General features: G+C 71.7%; 16 protein-coding genes. 6 read left to right on the top strand and 10 right to left on the bottom strand.

Features of this window, described 5'->3' with window-relative positions:
- Position 1: 1 nt before the first annotated feature.
- Both dut and OG251_RS30620 read right to left on the bottom strand, forming a co-directional pair.
- Entirely contained in the window at positions 2 to 529 is a 528-nt protein-coding gene (gene dut / locus OG251_RS30625) for a dUTP diphosphatase (protein ID WP_326680125.1), read from the bottom strand.
- Positions 529 to 1113, bottom strand: coding sequence for a PaaI family thioesterase (locus OG251_RS30620; RefSeq protein WP_326680124.1), 585 nt, complete (start codon positions 1111 to 1113; stop codon positions 529 to 531). The genes dut and OG251_RS30620 overlap by 1 nt, the downstream gene beginning before the upstream one ends.
- 58 nt (positions 1114 to 1171) lie before the next feature.
- Here OG251_RS30620 and OG251_RS30615 point away from each other — a divergent pair, with 58 nt between their 5' ends.
- The gene (locus OG251_RS30615) at positions 1172 to 1630 is read left to right on the top strand and encodes a DUF3093 domain-containing protein (RefSeq protein WP_073721993.1); all 459 of its coding nucleotides are present in this window, start codon (positions 1172 to 1174) and stop codon (positions 1628 to 1630) included.
- Positions 1631 to 1673: 43 nt separating this feature from the next.
- On the opposite strand, the gene OG251_RS30610 is transcribed toward OG251_RS30615, so the two are convergent.
- The 4 genes from OG251_RS30610 to OG251_RS30595 form a co-directional block, all read right to left on the bottom strand.
- The gene (locus tag OG251_RS30610; RefSeq protein ID WP_326680123.1) at positions 1674 to 2639 is read right to left on the bottom strand and encodes a hypothetical protein; all 966 of its coding nucleotides are present in this window, start codon (positions 2637 to 2639) and stop codon (positions 1674 to 1676) included.
- A gap of 13 nt (positions 2640 to 2652) precedes the next feature.
- Positions 2653 to 2949, bottom strand: a complete 297-nt coding sequence (locus OG251_RS30605) for a DUF4193 domain-containing protein (RefSeq protein WP_003965732.1) — start codon at positions 2947 to 2949, stop codon at positions 2653 to 2655.
- 407 nt (positions 2950 to 3356) lie between these two features.
- The gene (locus OG251_RS30600; RefSeq protein ID WP_326681471.1) at positions 3357 to 4607 is read right to left on the bottom strand and encodes a sensor histidine kinase; all 1251 of its coding nucleotides are present in this window, start codon (positions 4605 to 4607) and stop codon (positions 3357 to 3359) included.
- The gene (locus OG251_RS30595; RefSeq protein ID WP_073721987.1) at positions 4604 to 5257 is read right to left on the bottom strand and encodes a response regulator transcription factor; all 654 of its coding nucleotides are present in this window, start codon (positions 5255 to 5257) and stop codon (positions 4604 to 4606) included. The genes OG251_RS30600 and OG251_RS30595 overlap by 4 nt, the downstream gene beginning before the upstream one ends.
- A gap of 371 nt (positions 5258 to 5628) precedes the next feature.
- Between OG251_RS30595 and OG251_RS30590 the strand changes: the two genes are divergently transcribed.
- A complete protein-coding gene (locus tag OG251_RS30590; RefSeq protein WP_326680122.1) occupies positions 5629 to 5802 on the top strand; it encodes a hypothetical protein in 174 nt (57 codons plus the stop codon).
- A gap of 101 nt (positions 5803 to 5903) precedes the next feature.
- On the opposite strand, the gene OG251_RS30585 is transcribed toward OG251_RS30590, so the two are convergent.
- Positions 5904 to 6704 (bottom strand): inositol monophosphatase family protein, encoded by an 801-nt coding sequence (locus OG251_RS30585; RefSeq protein ID WP_326680121.1) that lies wholly within the window; start codon positions 6702 to 6704, stop codon positions 5904 to 5906.
- Between the two features lie 137 nt (positions 6705 to 6841).
- Complete coding sequence (locus OG251_RS30580) at positions 6842 to 7969, bottom strand: ferrochelatase (protein WP_326680120.1); 1128 nt, start codon at positions 7967 to 7969, stop codon at positions 6842 to 6844.
- A gap of 159 nt (positions 7970 to 8128) precedes the next feature.
- Between OG251_RS30580 and OG251_RS30575 the strand changes: the two genes are divergently transcribed.
- Positions 8129 to 9376: an MFS transporter gene (locus OG251_RS30575; protein WP_326680119.1), complete on the top strand. Its 1248-nt coding sequence runs from the start codon at positions 8129 to 8131 to the stop codon at positions 9374 to 9376.
- Complete coding sequence (locus OG251_RS30570; protein WP_326680118.1) at positions 9333 to 10655, top strand: D-arabinono-1,4-lactone oxidase; 1323 nt, start codon at positions 9333 to 9335, stop codon at positions 10653 to 10655. Before OG251_RS30575 ends, OG251_RS30570 begins: the two co-directional genes overlap by 44 nt.
- A 69-nt stretch (positions 10656 to 10724) precedes the next feature.
- Here the strand turns inward: OG251_RS30570 and OG251_RS30565 are convergent, their stop codons facing one another.
- The gene (locus OG251_RS30565; RefSeq protein WP_326680117.1) at positions 10725 to 11858 is read right to left on the bottom strand and encodes a hypothetical protein; all 1134 of its coding nucleotides are present in this window, start codon (positions 11856 to 11858) and stop codon (positions 10725 to 10727) included.
- A 495-nt stretch (positions 11859 to 12353) separates the two neighbouring features.
- Between OG251_RS30565 and sepH the strand changes: the two genes are divergently transcribed.
- On the top strand, positions 12354 to 13421 hold the full coding sequence (gene sepH, locus OG251_RS30560) for a septation protein SepH (RefSeq protein ID WP_326680116.1): 1068 nt from the start codon (positions 12354 to 12356) through the stop codon (positions 13419 to 13421).
- Positions 13422 to 13497: 76 nt separating this feature from the next.
- Here sepH and OG251_RS30555 read toward each other — a convergent pair whose 3' ends face one another.
- Positions 13498 to 14325 carry a sulfurtransferase gene (locus tag OG251_RS30555; RefSeq protein WP_326680115.1) on the bottom strand — a complete coding sequence of 276 codons (828 nt, stop codon included), beginning with the start codon at positions 14323 to 14325 and terminating at the stop codon, positions 13498 to 13500.
- 236 nt (positions 14326 to 14561) lie between these two features.
- Between OG251_RS30555 and OG251_RS30550 the strand changes: the two genes are divergently transcribed.
- Positions 14562 to 15338 (top strand): VOC family protein, encoded by a 777-nt coding sequence (locus OG251_RS30550; protein ID WP_326680114.1) that lies wholly within the window; start codon positions 14562 to 14564, stop codon positions 15336 to 15338.
- Positions 15339 to 15355 lie beyond the last annotated feature (17 nt).

The raw sequence follows: 15355 nt of genomic DNA, 5'->3' as shown, positions 1-15355 counted from the left end.
GTCAATGTCCTTCCCGGTCGGATACGACCGATGCGTAGCTGTTCCCACCGTCGGTGATCCCGCCCCTGACACCGTCCACGGCGGCATGACCGCCGGTGGACCCGAAGCCCCCCTCGGCCCGCGCCGAGCCGGGAAGCTCCGCCACCTCGTGGAAGCGCACCTTCTCGACCTGCTGGACGACCAGTTGGGCAATCCGGTCGAACCGCTCGAACCGCACGCTCTCGCGCGGGTCGAGATTGACCACGATCACCTTGATCTCCCCACGGTACCCGGCATCAACCGTCCCTGGGGCATTCACCAGGGCGACTCCGCAGCGGGCCGCGAGGCCCGAACGCGGGTGCACGAACGCGGCGTACCCGTCGGGCAGGGCGATCGACACTCCGGTGGGCAGCACGGTCCGCTCGCCGGGGGCGAGTTCCGCGGCCTCGGTGGTCACCAGGTCGGCCCCGGCGTCGCCCGGATGTCCGTAGGACGGAATCGGCACGTCCGGGTCGACGAGTCGGATCAGTACGTCGACGGGCTGTCGCATCAGGGGTTCACCTCGAAGGCACGGGCGCGCTTGACCTGGTCGGGGTCGGCCATCGCTGCGCGGATCTCGGCCGGGCGGCCGTTCTCGATGAAGTGGTCGACCTTGACCTCGATGAAGAGCGCGTCGGCACGGACCGCGACGGGCCCGTCCGGGCCGCCGATCCGGCCGGTGGCACTGGAGTAGATCTTCCGGCCGTGTACGGCGGTGATCCGCGCGTCGAGGTGCAGCACGGTGTCCACCGGAACCGGCCGCACGAAGTCGGTCTCCAGCCGCCCGGTCACCGCGATGACCCGCAGGAGCCAGTTCAGCGAGCCGAGGGTCTCGTCCAGCGCCGTGGCCAGTACGCCACCGTGCGCGAGGCCCGGTGCGCCCTGGTGGGCGGCCTTCACGGTGAACTCGGCGGTCACGCTCACGCCGTCGCCGGCCCGCGCCTGGAGGTGCAGACCGTGCGGCTGTCCCCCACCGCAGCCGAAACAGTGTTCGTAGTGCGCGCCGAGGAGCTCGCCGGGGGCGGGCGCGTCGGGGTGCCGGACCGGCGCCACCGCGTCGGCCGGGGGTGTCAGAGCTGCAGATGTTCCACTCACAGGCGCAGACCTTACCCGCGCGGACTACCCCGGGTCGCGCCGTGCCAAGCTTGGATTCATGCAGCCTTCCGCACCGCCCTTCGACGAACGTCTCACCGCCCCCCGTTCCTGGTGGTTCATCGCCTTCGGGGTCGGCATCGCCTGTGCGCTGATGCTCCTGCCGCTCGGCACCCTGCCCCTGCTCGGCGGCCTGGTCGGCGGCACCGCCGCGACGGCGGTCGTGGTGAGTTCGTACGGATCCGTACGGATCCGGGTGGTGGCGGGCGCGCTGGTCGCGGGTGACGCGCGGATTCCGCTGTCGGCGCTCGGGGAGCCCGAGGTGCTGGACGCGGAGGAGGCGCGGGCCTGGCGCTCGCACAAGGCGGACGCGCGGGCGTTCATGCTGCTGCGCAGCTATGTGCCGACGGCGGTGCGGGTGGAGGTCACGGATCCGTCCGACCCGACTCCGTACGTCTATCTGTCCACCCGGGACCCGCAGGGCCTGGCGGCGGCGCTCACGGCGGTACGGGCGGCCTGAGCGCCCTTCGCGGGGCCTGCTTCCCCGTCCCTGAGGACAGCCCTCAGTGCTCGTCGTTCCCGGTGGTCCTGTCGGTCGTCCCGGGCAGCTCGGCCGGATGTGCGGGCTGCTCCAGGGGAGGCAGCTCGGTGAGCCGGTCCCAGTCGACCTGCTGCTTGCGCAGGTCCTTCCTGACCCTCTCGGCGAGCTTCTTGGTGTCGCGGCGGTTCATCACGGCGCCGACCGCGGCGCCGACCATGAACGGAATCAGGTTCGGCAGATCGCGCACCATGCGCTTCATGATCTGCTGGCGCAGCTCGCGTTTCATCTGGCCGCCCAGTGCAGCGTTGAGCGTGGTGGGCCGGGAGACGTCGATGCCGCGCTCCTCGGTCCAGGACGTCAGATACGCGGTGGAGCGCTGGGCGAGATTGCCCTGCGGGCGCCGGCCGTAGACCTCGTGGAGCTCGGCGACGAGCTTCATCTCGATCGCGGCGACGCCGGTGATCTCCGCTGCCAGCTCGGCGAGCATGGCGGGCGGTACGGGCAGCATGGCCGCCGCCCCGATGCCCGCGCCGACGGTCGCGGTCGCTCTGCTCGCGCCCGCGATGAGTTTGTCGGCGAGTTCCTCGGGGCCGAGTCCCGGAAACTGCGCGCGCAGGGTGGCCAGATCCCGCACCGGGACGCGGGGAGCCATGTCGATGATCCGGTCGGCCAGCTGGCCGACCGCGGCCCTGGCGCTCTCTCCGCCCTTGCGTACGCCCCGTTTCAGTGTGTCCAGACGGCCCGCCCCGGTCCTGGGCTCCGTCGTCGTGGTCTGTTCGGCCCCGTCCGGTACGCCTGCCGCCCCGGCCACTTCGAGCGAGGCCGAACGGCCCCGCTCGTCGTCGGAGGTACCGGAAGGATCGGGCAGGGCGGCAGAACGCTCGGCAGACGGGCTGATGCCCTCTGCCGGGCCTGTGCCGCCCTGATGCGTCTCCGGACCGTGCCGGCGCCGCAGGCGCCGCTTCCGGAACGGTGTGTCGCCCGCCACGGCCGACTCGACCTCAGTCGCAGTCGCGGCAGATCGGCTGGCCGTTCTTCTCGCGGGCCAGCTGACTCCGGTGGTGCACGAGGAAGCAGCTCATGCAGGTGAACTCATCGGCCTGCTTGGGCAGGACCCGGACGGCCAGTTCCTCGTTGGAAAGGTCCGCGCCGGGCAGCTCCAGCCCTTCGGCCGCGTCGAACTCGTCGACGTCGACGGCGGATGCCGTCTTGTCGCTCCGACGAGCCTTGAGCTCTTCGAGGCTGTCCTGGTCCACGTCGTCGTCGGTCTTGCGTGGGGTGTCGTAATCCGTTGCCATGTCGCTCTCCCCCTCATGGGTGTCTGCGGGTGTCTCAGCGCACGTAACGCGTGAGAGGCCGGACTTGTGCCCGACCTGAGGCGGAGATCTTGCCTCACATCAAGGTCTGTTACTCAATCGACACCCAACCGGACAACCGCGACGGCGTTCGGCTTGGGTGGCGATGGGGACCGTACACGGTCCTGATGGTGCAGTTCACGGGCGCCACCCCGTGTACTTCCCGTGATATCGGCCCCCGAAAACCCGGACGATTACCGGCTTTCCGATGGAGGCTTGATCACGGAGAGTAGATGGCCTGAAAATCGCTTCTGTGATCGATCACACATGGATCGAGGGGGAACGGGTCCTGAAAATTCCGCCCAAAGCGAACACAGGGATTCGGTGCGGGCGTCACACCGTGCAGCCTCTCAGACCGGCAGGGTGACACGCATCACGAGACCACCGCCCTCGCGGGGCTCCGCGATGATACGGCCTCCGTGGGCCCGCGCGACGGATCGCGCGATCGACAGGCCGAGGCCGACCCCCTTGTCGCTGCCGGTGCGCTCCGTGCGCAGCCGTCTGAAGGGCTCGAAGAGGTTGTCGATCTCGTACGCCGGCACCACAGGACCTGTGTTCGAGACGACCAGCAGGGCGTGTCCGGGCTGGAGCTCGGTGGTGACCTCCACCCAGCCCGCATCGGCCACGTTGTAGCGCACCGCGTTCTGTACGAGGTTCAGGGCGATCCGCTCCAGCAGGACCCCGTTGCCCTGCACGACGGCCACCGCCCGCTCGCCGCGGATCGTCACGCCCTTCGACGTGGCCTCCGCACGGGCCTGGTCGATGGCGCGCTCGGCGACTTCGGCGAGGTCGACGGGCTTGCGCTCGACGATCTGGTTGTCGCTGCGGGCGAGCAGCAGCAGACCCTCCACCAGCTGCTCGCTGCGCTCGTTGGTGGCCAGGAGGGTCTTGCCGAGCTGCTGGAGCTCCGGCGGGGCCTCCGGGTCGGAGAGATGGACCTCCAGGAGCGTGCGGTTGATCGCGAGCGGGGTGCGCAGCTCGTGCGAGGCGTTGCCGACGAACCGCTGCTGGGCGGTGAAGGCCCGCTCCAGCCGGTCCAGCATGTCGTCGAAGGTGTCGGACAGCTCCTTGAGCTCGTCGTCCGGGCCGTCCAGCTCGATCCGGCGGGACAGGTCGGTGCCCGCCACTCTGCGGGCGGTGCGGGTGATCCGGCCCAGCGGGGACAGGACGCGGCCCGCCATGGCGTACCCGAAGGCGAACGCGATGACGCTCAGGCCGACCAGGGTCAGCAGCGAGCGGTTGAGCAGCGTGTCCAGCGCGTGCTGGCGCTGCTCCCCGTTGCACGCCTTGAGCGCGGCGTTGGCCTGGTCGGCGGAGAGGCCCGGGGTGAGCGCCGGGCAGGCGTTGTTGGTCAGCTGGATCTTGCTGTCGGGCAGCAGCTTGAAGGGCAGCTCGGTGCCCACGTGCAGGGCCTGGGCGGCCAGCATGTAGATGATCGACAGCAGCAGGATGCCCGCGATCAGGAACATGCCGCCGTACAGCAGGGTGAGCCGTATCCGGATGGTCGGGCGCAGCCAGGGGTACGAGGGCTCCTGCTGCTTGGGTTCCCAGGTGGGCTTCGGAGGCGCGGTGAGCGGCGCGGGGGCGGCCACGGCCCTCAGATCCGGTATCCGGAGCCGGGCACGGTGACGATGACGGGCGGCTCGCCGAGCTTGCGGCGCAGCGTCATGACGGTGACCCGCACGACGTTCGTGAACGGGTCGGTGTTCTCGTCCCAGGCCTTCTCCAGGAGCTGCTCGGCCGAGACGACCGCGCCCTCGCTCCGCATCAGGACCTCCAGTACCGCGAACTCCTTCGGGGCGAGCTGGATCTCCTGCTCGTCCCGGAAGACCTCGCGGCGGTTCGGGTCGAGCTTGATGCCGGCCCGCTCCAGGACCGGCGGCAGCGCCACGGTCGTACGGCGCCCGAGGGCCCGTACCCGGGCGGTCAGCTCGCTGAAGGCGAAGGGCTTGGGCAGATAGTCGTCCGCGCCCAGCTCCAGGCCCTCGACGCGGTCGCTGACGTCACCGGAGGCGGTGAGCATGAGCACCCGGGTGGGCATGCCCAGCTCGACGATCCTGCGGCAGACGTCGTCGCCGTGCACCAGCGGGAGGTCCCGGTCCAGCACCACGACGTCGTAGTCATTGACCCCGACGCGCTCCAGGGCCGCCGCTCCGTCGTAGACCACGTCGACGGCCATGGCCTCCCGGCGCAGTCCGGTGGCCACCGCATCGGCGAGCAGCTGCTCGTCCTCGACGACGAGTACGCGCACGGCGCATTCCTTCCTTAGGTCCTTCGATATGTACACACGGCGAACGGCCCGTGTCGGGGCCGCTCGCTCCACGGTCAGCAGCACCGACTGTGCGCATCCATCCTGCCCGCAACGCGCATAAACCGGCGGTAAGACGACGCGCGGCCACCTGCGGCTCCGGGGAATTCGCCGGATTCCCGGACCAGTTGAGGTTTCTCTGAGGCTGCGCGTGGGGAGGAGGGGTTCACACCCGCGATCACGCCACGCACGTGGCATGCCACAGCCCGCTCCGCACACCGGCGAAATGGCGTGATCACCCGCTCCTGCGGCCCCCGGCCGGAGGAATCCCGGGCACACCCCCGTGCCACCGACCCACGATGAGGGGGCGCTTTATGGACGCTTTCACCGCTGGTCTGCTGCAACGCATCAAGAGCACCGAGTCCGACCTCACGCGTGCTCGCGAGACGGGCGACGACTTCCTCGCGGACGTCGAGCAGGGCGAGCTGGACGACCTGCACCGCCTGGCCGCCGAGCACGGCGTCGAAATCGGCGCCACAAGCGTCTGAGTCGCTGCGAGAGGGCCCCGGTGCCGTGATCGGCACCGGGGCCCTTCGCTGCACCCGAACGCCCGCCGGAGCCCCCACCAGGGGCTTCGACGGGCGTTCTGTCAGTCGTGCCAGGCGCCCAGCTCTTCGAGGAGGGCCTGGAGCGGCTCGAAGACGCCGGGGGTGGCGGCCACGGTCAGGTCGCCGTCGGCGGGCAGTCCGGGGCGTCCGCCGGTGAGCGCGCCCGCTTCCCGGGCGATCAGGTCGCCCGCCGCCAGGTCCCACGGGTGGAGCCCGCGCTCGTAGTAGCCGTCGAGCCGGCCGGCCGCGACATCGCAGAGGTCGACGGCGGCCGAACCGCTGCGCCGGATGTCGCGCAGCCGCGGGATGAGCACCCGGGCGACGTCCGCCTGGTGCGTACGGACGTCGCTGACGTAGTTGAAGCCGGTCGACACGAGGGCCTGGTCGAGCGGCGGGGCGGGCCGGGCGCGCAGGACGTTCCCGTTCGCGTACGCACCGCCGCCGAGCACCGCCCGGTACGTCTCGCGGCGCATCGGCGCCTCGACGACGCCCACGACCCGCTCGCCGTCGCGTTCGGCGGCGATCGACACGGCCCAGGTCGGCAGGCCGTAGAGGTAGTTCACCGTGCCGTCGAGCGGGTCGATGACCCAGCGGATACCGCTGCTGCCCGCGGAGCTGGCGCCCTCCTCACCGAGGAAGCCGTCCTGCGGGCGGCGCTCGGACAGGAAGCCGGTGATCAGCTTCTCGGCGGCGATGTCCATCTCGGTGACGATGTCGATGGGGCTGGACTTCGTCGCGGCCACTCCCAGGTCGGCCGGGCGGCCGTCGCGCAGCAGGGCTCCGGCGCGGCGGGCGGCCTCCAGGGCGAGGTCGAGCAGTTCGGACAGGTCGGGGTCGGTCACAGCACTCCCAGGGGCTCGGTACGTCCGGGCTTCTCCGTGCGTACGGGCGTCTCGGTGGCGGGCGTCGTGGTGCGGTCGTCTCGGGTCGGGCGTCTCAGCTGCCGCGGCCCGGTGTCCACCGGGGCCGGCCGCCTCCTTCACGCGTACGGGCTGTCGGCGCCCGCGGCGGCCGGCTTGAGCGCCCTGGCCGGGCAGCAGCCGGCCGGGCACAGGTCGTGCGAGGGGCCGAGCGCGCCCAGTGCGCAGGGCGTCACCGGGCTCCCCCGCTCGGCCTCGGCGCGCTCCAGGATCAGCTCGCGTACGGCGGCGGCGAACCGCGGGTCGGCGCCGACCGTCGCGGACCGGCGGACCGGCAGACCCAGCTCCGCCGCCTTCGCGGTGGCCTCGGTGTCGAGGTCGTACAGGACCTCCATGTGGTCCGAGACGAAGCCGATGGGGGCCATCACGACCGCCGGGACGCCCTCGCCGTGCAGCGCCTCGATGTGGTCGCAGATGTCGGGTTCCAGCCACGGAATGTGCGGGGCTCCGCTGCGCGACTGGTAGACGAGCCGCCAGGGGTACTCGATGCCGGTCTCCTCGCGCACGGCGTCGACGATCACGCGGGCGACGTCGAGGTGCTCGGCGACATAGGCGCCGCCGTCGCCGTGCGCCTCCGGGGGGCCGGAGGTGTCGGCGGCGGAGACCGGGATCGAGTGCGTGGTGAAGGCCAGATGCGCACCGGCCCTGACGTCCTCGGGGAGGTCTGCCAGCGAGGCCAGCACCCCGTCGGCCATGGGCCGCACGAAGCCGGGGTGGTTGAAGTAGTGGCGCAGCTTGTCCACCCGCGGCACCGCCACCCCCTCGGCCTCCAGGACCGCGAGCGACTCGGCGAGGTTCTCGCGGTACTGACGGCAGCCGGAGTACGAGGCGTACGCGCTGGTGGCGAGGACGGCGATACGGCGGTGGCCGTCACCGGCCATCTCGCGCAGCGTGTCGGTGAGGTACGGCGCCCAGTTGCGGTTGCCCCAGTACACCGGCAGATCCAGGCCGTGGTCCGCGAAGTCCTTGCGCAGGGCGTCGAGCAGCGCCCTGTTCTGCGCGTTGATCGGGCTGACGCCGCCGAACAGGAAGTAGTGCTTGCCTACCTCCTTCAGCCGTTCCTCGGGGATGCCCCGGCCGCGGGTCACGTTCGCCAGGAACGGGACCACGTCGTCCGGGCCTTCGGGGCCACCGAAGGAGAGCAGCAGCAGGGCGTCGTAGGGAGCGGGATCGCACAGATCGGACATGACCTCGATCCTGCCACCCGCCGGGGACGGTGCGGCAACCGACATCGGCCCCGGTCCCGGGCCCCGCCCGCGGCGTCCCGGCCGCCGCTCCCCGCCGCCGGAGAGGCCGTAAGCTGTATCGGCCATCTTCACGCATGACAGGCTCGACCGGAGTGCCCCTTGCCCAGCCCCTACCGCGCCATCTTCGCCGCCCCCGGCTCCAAGGGGTTCTCCGCCGCCGGATTCTTCGGCCGCATGCCGCTGTCCATGATGGGCATCGGCGTGGTGACCATGGTTTCGCAGATCACCGGCCGGTACGGGCTGGCCGGTGCGCTCTCCGCCACGCTCGCCATGGCGGCGGCGGTCTTCGGCCCGCAGATCTCCCGGCTGGTCGACCGCTACGGGCAGCGGCGCGTGCTGCGCCCGGTCACCCTGGTCTCGGTGGCGGCGGTCACCGGGCTGCTGATCTGCGCCCAGCAGCGGCTGCCCGACTGGACGCTGTTCGTCTTCGCCGCGGGCGCGGGCTGTGTACCGAGCGTGGGGTCGATGGTCCGGGCCCGCTGGGCGGAGATCTACCGCGGCTCGGGCCGCGAGCTGCACACCGCGTACTCGTGGGAGTCGATCGTCGACGAGGTGTGCTTCATCTTCGGGCCGATCATCTCGATCGGGCTCTCCACCGCCTGGTTCCCGGAGGCGGGACCGCTGCTGGCCGCCGTGTTCCTGGTGGTCGGCGTCTTCTGGCTGACGGCGCAGCGCGCCACCGAGCCGGTGCCGCACCCCAAGTCGCAGCACACCGGCGGCTCGGCGCTGCGCTCCCCCGGTCTCCAGGTCCTGGTGATCACGTTCGTGGCGACGGGTGCGATCTTCGGGGCGGTCGACGTGGTGACGGTGGCCTTCGCCGAGGAGCGCGGCCACAAGGCGGCGGCCAGCCTCGTGCTGGCGGTCTACGCGCTGGGATCCTGCCTGGCGGGGGCCGTGTTCGGGCTGCTGCACCTGAAGGGCAAGCCCGGCACCAGGTGGCTGGTGGGGGTCTGCGCGATGGCCGTGAGTATGATCCCCCTCCAACTGGCCGGGAACCTTCCGTTTCTGGCCGTGGCGCTCTTTGTCGCGGGCCTCGCCATCGCACCGACGATGGTGACCACCATGGCCCTCGTCGAGCAGCACGTACCGCGCACCAAACTGACCGAGGGCATGACCTGGACCAGCACCGGGCTCGCGGTCGGGGTGGCGCTCGGCTCCTCGGCCGCCGGCTGGGTGGTCGACGCGTCCGGGGCCGAGGCGGGGTACGCGGTGCCCGCCGTGGCGGGAGCACTCGCGGCCGCGGTGGCGTTCCTGGGGTATCGCCGGCTTGCCAAGCCGGTACCTACGGGAGGGCGCGGGGAACATGACGGACACCTACGCACGGACAACGGCGAGCACGTGGCGTAACTGGGCGGGCAATGTCACCGCCCGACCGGTACGGACCGTGTCCCCCGCCTCGGTGGACGAGCTCGCCGAGACGCTCCGCGGGGCACGCGAGGACGGCCTGAAGGTCAAGCCGGCCGGCACCGGACACTCGTTCACGGCGGCGGCGGCCACCGACGGGGTGCTGATACGCCCCGACCTGCTCACCGGAATCCGGGAGATCGACCGTACGGCGATGACGGTGACGGTCGAGGCCGGCACCCCGCTCAAGCGGCTCAACACCGCTCTCGCCCGCGAGGGACTGTCGCTCACGAACATGGGCGACATCATGGACCAGACGGTCGCCGGGGCCACCTCCACCGGTACCCACGGCACCGGCCGCGACTCGGCGTCGATATCCGCGCAGATACGCGCCGTCGAGATGGTCACCGCCGACGGCACGGTGCTGCGCTGCTCGGCCGAGGAGAACCCGGACGTGTTCGCCGTGGCCCGCCTCGGGCTCGGCGCCCTCGGCGTGATCACGGCGATCACCTTCGCCGTGGAGCCGGTGTTCCTGCTGACCGCCCGTGAGGAGCCGATGACCTTCGACCGGGTCACCGCCGACTTCGACCGGCTGCTGACCGAGAACGAGCACTTCGAGTTCTACTGGTTCCCGCACACCGGCAACTGCAACACCAAGCGCAACAACCGCAGCGCGGGCCCCGCCGCCCCGCCCGGCAGGGTCAGCGGCTGGATCGATGACGAACTGCTCTCCAACGGGGTCTTCCAGGTCGCCTGTTCGCTCGGCCGGGCGGTCCCCGCGACCATCCCGTCGATAGCCAAGCTCTCCAGCAGGGCCCTGTCGGCCCGTACCTACACCGACATCCCGTACAAGGTGTTCACCAGCCCGCGCCGGGTGCGCTTCGTGGAGATGGAGTACGCCCTCCCGCGCGAGGCCGCCGTCGAGGCGCTGCGCGAGCTCAAGGCGATGGTGGACCGTTCGCCGCTGCGGATCAGCTTCCCGGTCGAGGTCCGTACGGCGCCCGCCGACGACATCGCGCTCTCCACGGCCTCGGGCCGCGAGAGCGCGTACATCGCCGTGCACCTGTACCGGGGCACGCCCTACCAGGCGTACTTCACCGCCGTCGAACGGATCATGACCGCACATGCCGGCCGCCCGCACTGGGGCAAGATCCACACCCGCGACGCCGACTACCTGGCCGGGGTCTACCCGCGGTTCGGCGAGTTCACCGCGGTACGCGACCGGCTCGACCCGGACCGTCTGTTCGGCAACGACTACCTGCGCCGCGTCCTCGGCGACTGAGGGCGTGTCGGGCTTCGCCACCGCCGCGGCGGTGGCGAAGCCCGACACGCCCCCCGGTGCCCACCGGTATCAGCGCCCGCCGGTGCCCGTGTCGGGCGGGGCCTGCTGCTCCTGGCCCTGGACAGCGCCCTCGCCGGTCGGCTCGGGAGCGGCACTGCCACCTCCGTCACCGGGTGGCGTGGGAGGCGGCGGAGCGGGCGACTGCGTGGTGTCGCCGCCGCCCGAGCGGGAGGGCGTCGGTGTCGGCCCGGTCGTCGATCCCTGGTCCTTGTCCTGGCTCGTGCCCGGGTCCGGGCTCTGCCGGTCGCCCTCGTCCGTGCCGGGCGTGGACCCGGTGCCGGTGCCGGGGCTCTGCCCGTCTCCGTCCGGCTCCTGCCCGGTGCTGCCGGACGGCGCCGGGTCGGCCGGGCCGGAGTCCCGGTCCCCGCCGCGTACGACGGAACCGACGGTCGTCCCCCGGCCACCGCTCAGGTCGTTGCCCGAGACCAGCTCGAACGCGGTGATCCCGACCATCGACACGCCGAAGACCACGGCGGCGGCGAGGACCGGGCGCTTCCAGCCGCGCAGGCGCGTGCCGTGCGTGGTCGCGCCGGAGAACTCGTCGTCCGGCCCGCCCGGCACCGGTACCCGGGCTCCGCCGGCCTGCGGGAGGAGTTGCGTTCGGGCCGGGTCGGCGGCTTCCGGCCCCCGGGCCTCGGGGACCCGCCTCAGCATCCGGGTGCGTTCGGGGTCGAGCCCCAGCACCCGCGTGCGATCCGCGTCGGCGCCGTGGGCACCCTCGGTACCGAGGGCTTCCGCGCCGTCGGTACGGGGCCGCAGCGCTCGCGTACGGTCCGGGTCGTGCTCCACCGTGGGCAGCACCGTCGTGGCGTCGTCGGCCGGCCGCCCCGTCGCCCGGGTCTGCTGGGCCGGCATCGTCTCCCTGGTGCGCACCGTCACCTGACGGCCCGCCGGGTGCGTCACCTGGACCGTGACTTCGCGGATCTGCTCACCCGTACGACGGAAGAAGTGCTGGAAGACCGACCCTCCGCAGGTGGCGACGATGCTCATCACCCCGGCGCCCACGATCGTTCCGTACACGCCCAGCTGCGAGGCCAGTACCGCGGCCGCGACGGCCGCCACGGCACTGCCGGCGACCTGCGGCAGACTCAGATCTATGCGCCTTTCCTTGGGTTCTATGTCACTTTCCGGCTTCTGAACCATTACCAGCCCCTGCTTGACATCTCTCCCACCATGCAACAGGAAGGGACAAATGAGCGAAGTGAATAGTTCCGTTTCTGGCGATTCTGTGAAGCAGGACACGCATCGGGGGCATTTCGCAGGTAACTGGGTAACCCAACTCCCGTGCCGCACGAGAACTTCGGCGGCGCGCCGGTCCACCCAGGTGGCCCAAATGGAGTACTGTGACGAGCCCTGGGGCGGACTCCCGCATGGGTATCCGCAGCTACGGAGGGGGCCGACGGCGGCACTCGAACCGGCGACGCCAAGGCGGCACACGGGCGCCAGCTACACGGGGTGACCATTTTCGGTCACTTCGGGTCGCGATGGGCAACCGTGTCATGCAGGCGTTCCAGGGCCAATGCCCGACACGCCGGGCAACTTGGCAAGGTTGTGGCAGGCTGCACCCGGGCAGGCCACACTCGACTAGCGGAAGCAGCGACGCACGTGACGTCGGCAGGCACCACCCGGGAGGTTCCCATGCCCGAACTGCGTGTCGTGGCCGTCTCAAACGACGGCACACGACTGGTGCTCAAGGCTGCGGACAGCACGGAGTACACGCTTCCGATCGATGAGCGGCTGCGCGCCGCCGTGCGCAACGACCGCGCACGGCTCGGCCAGATCGAGATCGAGGTGGAGAGCCACCTCCGCCCCCGCGACATCCAGGCCCGGATACGTGCCGGTGCCTCCGCGGAGGAGGTCGCTCAATTCGCCGGAATCCCCGTCGACCGTGTTCGCCGCTTCGAGGGCCCCGTGCTCGCGGAGCGCGCCTTCATGGCCGAGCGGGCCCGGAAGACTCCTGTGCGCCGTCCCGGCGAGAACACCGGACCCCAGCTCGGCGAGGCGGTGCAGGAACGGCTCCTGCTGCGCGGCGCCGACAAGGAAACCGTCCAGTGGGACTCCTGGCGCCGTGACGACGGCACCTGGGAGGTCCTCCTCGTCTACCGGGTCGCGGGCGAACCGCACTCGGCGAGCTGGACGTACGACCCGCCCAGACGACTGGTCCAGGCCGTGGACGACGAGGCGCGCTCGCTGATCGGCGAGAGCGACGACGTCGCCGCGCCGGAGCCCAGCTTCCCGTTCGTGCCCCGGATCGCCCGGCTGCCGCGCGACCGGCCGCTGGACCGTGCCCTGGACCGCCAGATCCAGATGGAGCGCCCCGCCCCGCCCGCGCCGGAGCCGGACGACTTCCTGACCGGCCCCTCGGCCGGTGAGCGCGACTCGCTGACCAGCCTGCTGGAAGCGGTGCCGAGCTTCCGCGGCGACATGGTCGTACCGGAACGGCCCTCGCAGCCCGAACCGCCCGCGCTCGAACCCGCCGGGCAGGAGCCCGAGGCCGACGAGCCCCCGGCCGCGGCGGCTTCCGCGGGCGCCGGTTCCGCCTATGCCGATGTCCTGATGCCGCGGGCGGTGGCCGGTCATCGCGACCGGCTGACCGGGACGACCGACCGCCAGGCCGAGGCGGACGGGGTCCGTCCGGGCCGGCGGGCCGCGGTGCCCAGCTGGGACGAGATCGTCTTCGGCACCCGCCGCAAGAAGCAGGACTGATCGAGAAGTGACCCGCAGCGGAACGAGGGCCCGTACGCAGTCGCGTACGGGCCCTCGCCCGTTCTGGGTGCCCGACTTACCGCGGATCGGGCCCCTTGGCGACGGGCCGGGACCCGTCGAAGGACCACTCGGACCAGGAGCCCGGATAGAGGACACCCCGGAATCCGGCGATCTCCAGGGCCAGCACCTCGTGCGCTCCCGAGACCCCCGAGCCGCAGTAGACGCCGACCCCCTCGGCGCTCGTGGCCCCCAGCCCGGAGAAGCGGGCGGCCAGCTCCGCGGCGGGCAGGTAGCGCCCGTCCTCGCCGACGTTCTCCGAGGTCGGCGCCGAAACCGCGCCCGGGACATGACCGCCCACCCGGTCGATCGGCTCCACATCACCCCGATAGCGCTCCGCGGCCCGCGCGTCGAGCAGCAGCCCGGAACGGGCGAAGGCCGCCGCACCGTCCGCGTCCAGCGTCTCCAGCGCACCCGGCTCCGGCCGGAAATCGCCCTCGGCGGGGGCCGGGACCTCGGTGGACAGCTCACCGGTCCACGCCGCGAGACCGCCGTCCAGGACCCGGACGTCCCTGTGCCCCGTCCATCGCAGCAGCCACCAGGCGCGGGCCGCGGCCCAGCCCTGGCCGCCGTCGTACACCACGACGGGAGTACCCCGGGAGACCCCGGCGCGGCGCATCGCGGCGCCGAAGGCTTCGGGGTCCGGCAGCGGATGACGGCCGTTGCTCCCCGCCGGACCCGCGAGTTCCGCGTCGAGATCGACGAAGACCGCGCCGGGGATGTGCCCGGCCTCGTAGTCGGCGCGGCCGTGCGGGCCGCCCAGCTGCCAGCGGACGTCCAGGAGCACCGGCGGACGCGGCCCCGCCGACTCGCTCGCACATTCGGATGCGGTAATGATGGGCTTCATGGGTGCCATCCTCGCTCAGGGGCCGACCCAGCTGTAACAGCGCCGGAACGGACAGACCGCGACAAAGCGGTCTCCTTCCGTCGAGAACCCGGAACTCGCGGCGCGGCCGGGGCGCCTCGCGAGCCGGGTGGTGCAAGCATCTGCACGGGACGAACGCACCCGATCCGGAACACCGGACGGAAACCGACGCCGTTCCCCCGTACGGCCACCACAACGGTCCGAGGAGAGAGAAGACGATGACCGAGGCTGCCGCTCGGCGCACGCCCGGAACACCTTGCTGGGTGAGTCTGATCGTGCACGGCCTGACCGCGACCCAGGAGTTCTACGGAGCCCTGTTCGGCTGGGAGTTTCAGCCGGGGCCCGATCAGCTGGGCCCCTACGTACGCGGTCTGCTCGGCGGGAAAGAGGTCGCGGGCATCGGCCAGCTGCCGCCCGACCGGCATCTGCCGATCGCCTGGACCACCTATCTCGCGACCGACGACGCGGATCTCACCGCTGAGACGATCCGCTCCTGCGGCGGCACGGTCGCGGTCGGGCCGCTCGACGCGGGTGATGCGGGCCGGCTCGCCCTCGCCTCCGACCCCTCGGGGGCCGTGTTCGGGATCTGGCAGGCCGCCGAGCACCTCGGCACCCAAGCGGCGGGGACCCCCGGGACACCCGTCTGGAACGAGCTGGTGACCCGCGAGACCTCCATGGTCGGCAAGTTCTACCAGGCGGTCTTCGGCTATGAGACGGAGGCGGTCGTCTCGGCCGACTTCGACTACCAGACCCTGCATCTGGACGGCCGTCCGGTCGCCTCGCTGCACGGTGTGGGCCACGCCCTGCCGCGCGACCGGGGCCCGCACTGGATGACGTACTTCGAGGTCGCCGACACCGACGAGGCCGCCGCACGGGTCGTGCAGCTGGGCGGGCACGTCCTCACGCCGCCCCAGGAGGGTTCCCACGGCAGGCTCGCGACGGTGTCGGACCCGGAGGGTGCCGTGTTCACGGTCGTACGGTCGCACAAGCGCTGACCCCGGGCTCCCGGCCG

Origin of the sequence: Streptomyces sp. NBC_01237, from assembly GCF_035917275.1 — a bacterium.
In the GTDB taxonomy this organism is placed as follows: domain Bacteria; phylum Actinomycetota; class Actinomycetes; order Streptomycetales; family Streptomycetaceae; genus Streptomyces.
The sequence above is the reverse complement of the archived record's forward strand: the minus strand, read 5'-3'. Positions and strand labels throughout refer to the sequence as shown.

What these genes read in the sequence shown, in the direction of transcription:
- OG251_RS30550 (WP_326680114.1), top strand. Translation starts at nt 14,562, where the DNA reads ATGACCGAGGCTGCCGCTCGGCGCACGCCCGGAACACCTTGCTGGGTG.
- dut (WP_326680125.1), bottom strand. Translation starts at nt 529, where the DNA reads ATGCGACAGCCCGTCGACGTACTGATCCGACTCGTCGACCCGGACGTG.
- OG251_RS30580 (WP_326680120.1), bottom strand. Translation starts at nt 7,969, where the DNA reads ATGTCCGATCTGTGCGATCCCGCTCCCTACGACGCCCTGCTGCTGCTC.
- OG251_RS30615 (WP_073721993.1), top strand. Translation starts at nt 1,172, where the DNA reads ATGCAGCCTTCCGCACCGCCCTTCGACGAACGTCTCACCGCCCCCCGT.
- OG251_RS30565 (WP_326680117.1), bottom strand. Translation starts at nt 11,858, where the DNA reads ATGGTTCAGAAGCCGGAAAGTGACATAGAACCCAAGGAAAGGCGCATA.
- OG251_RS30605 (WP_003965732.1), bottom strand. Translation starts at nt 2,949, where the DNA reads ATGGCAACGGATTACGACACCCCACGCAAGACCGACGACGACGTGGAC.
- OG251_RS30590 (WP_326680122.1), top strand. Translation starts at nt 5,629, where the DNA reads ATGGACGCTTTCACCGCTGGTCTGCTGCAACGCATCAAGAGCACCGAG.
- OG251_RS30570 (WP_326680118.1), top strand. Translation starts at nt 9,333, where the DNA reads ATGACGGACACCTACGCACGGACAACGGCGAGCACGTGGCGTAACTGG.
- sepH (WP_326680116.1), top strand. Translation starts at nt 12,354, where the DNA reads ATGCCCGAACTGCGTGTCGTGGCCGTCTCAAACGACGGCACACGACTG.
- OG251_RS30555 (WP_326680115.1), bottom strand. Translation starts at nt 14,325, where the DNA reads ATGAAGCCCATCATTACCGCATCCGAATGTGCGAGCGAGTCGGCGGGG.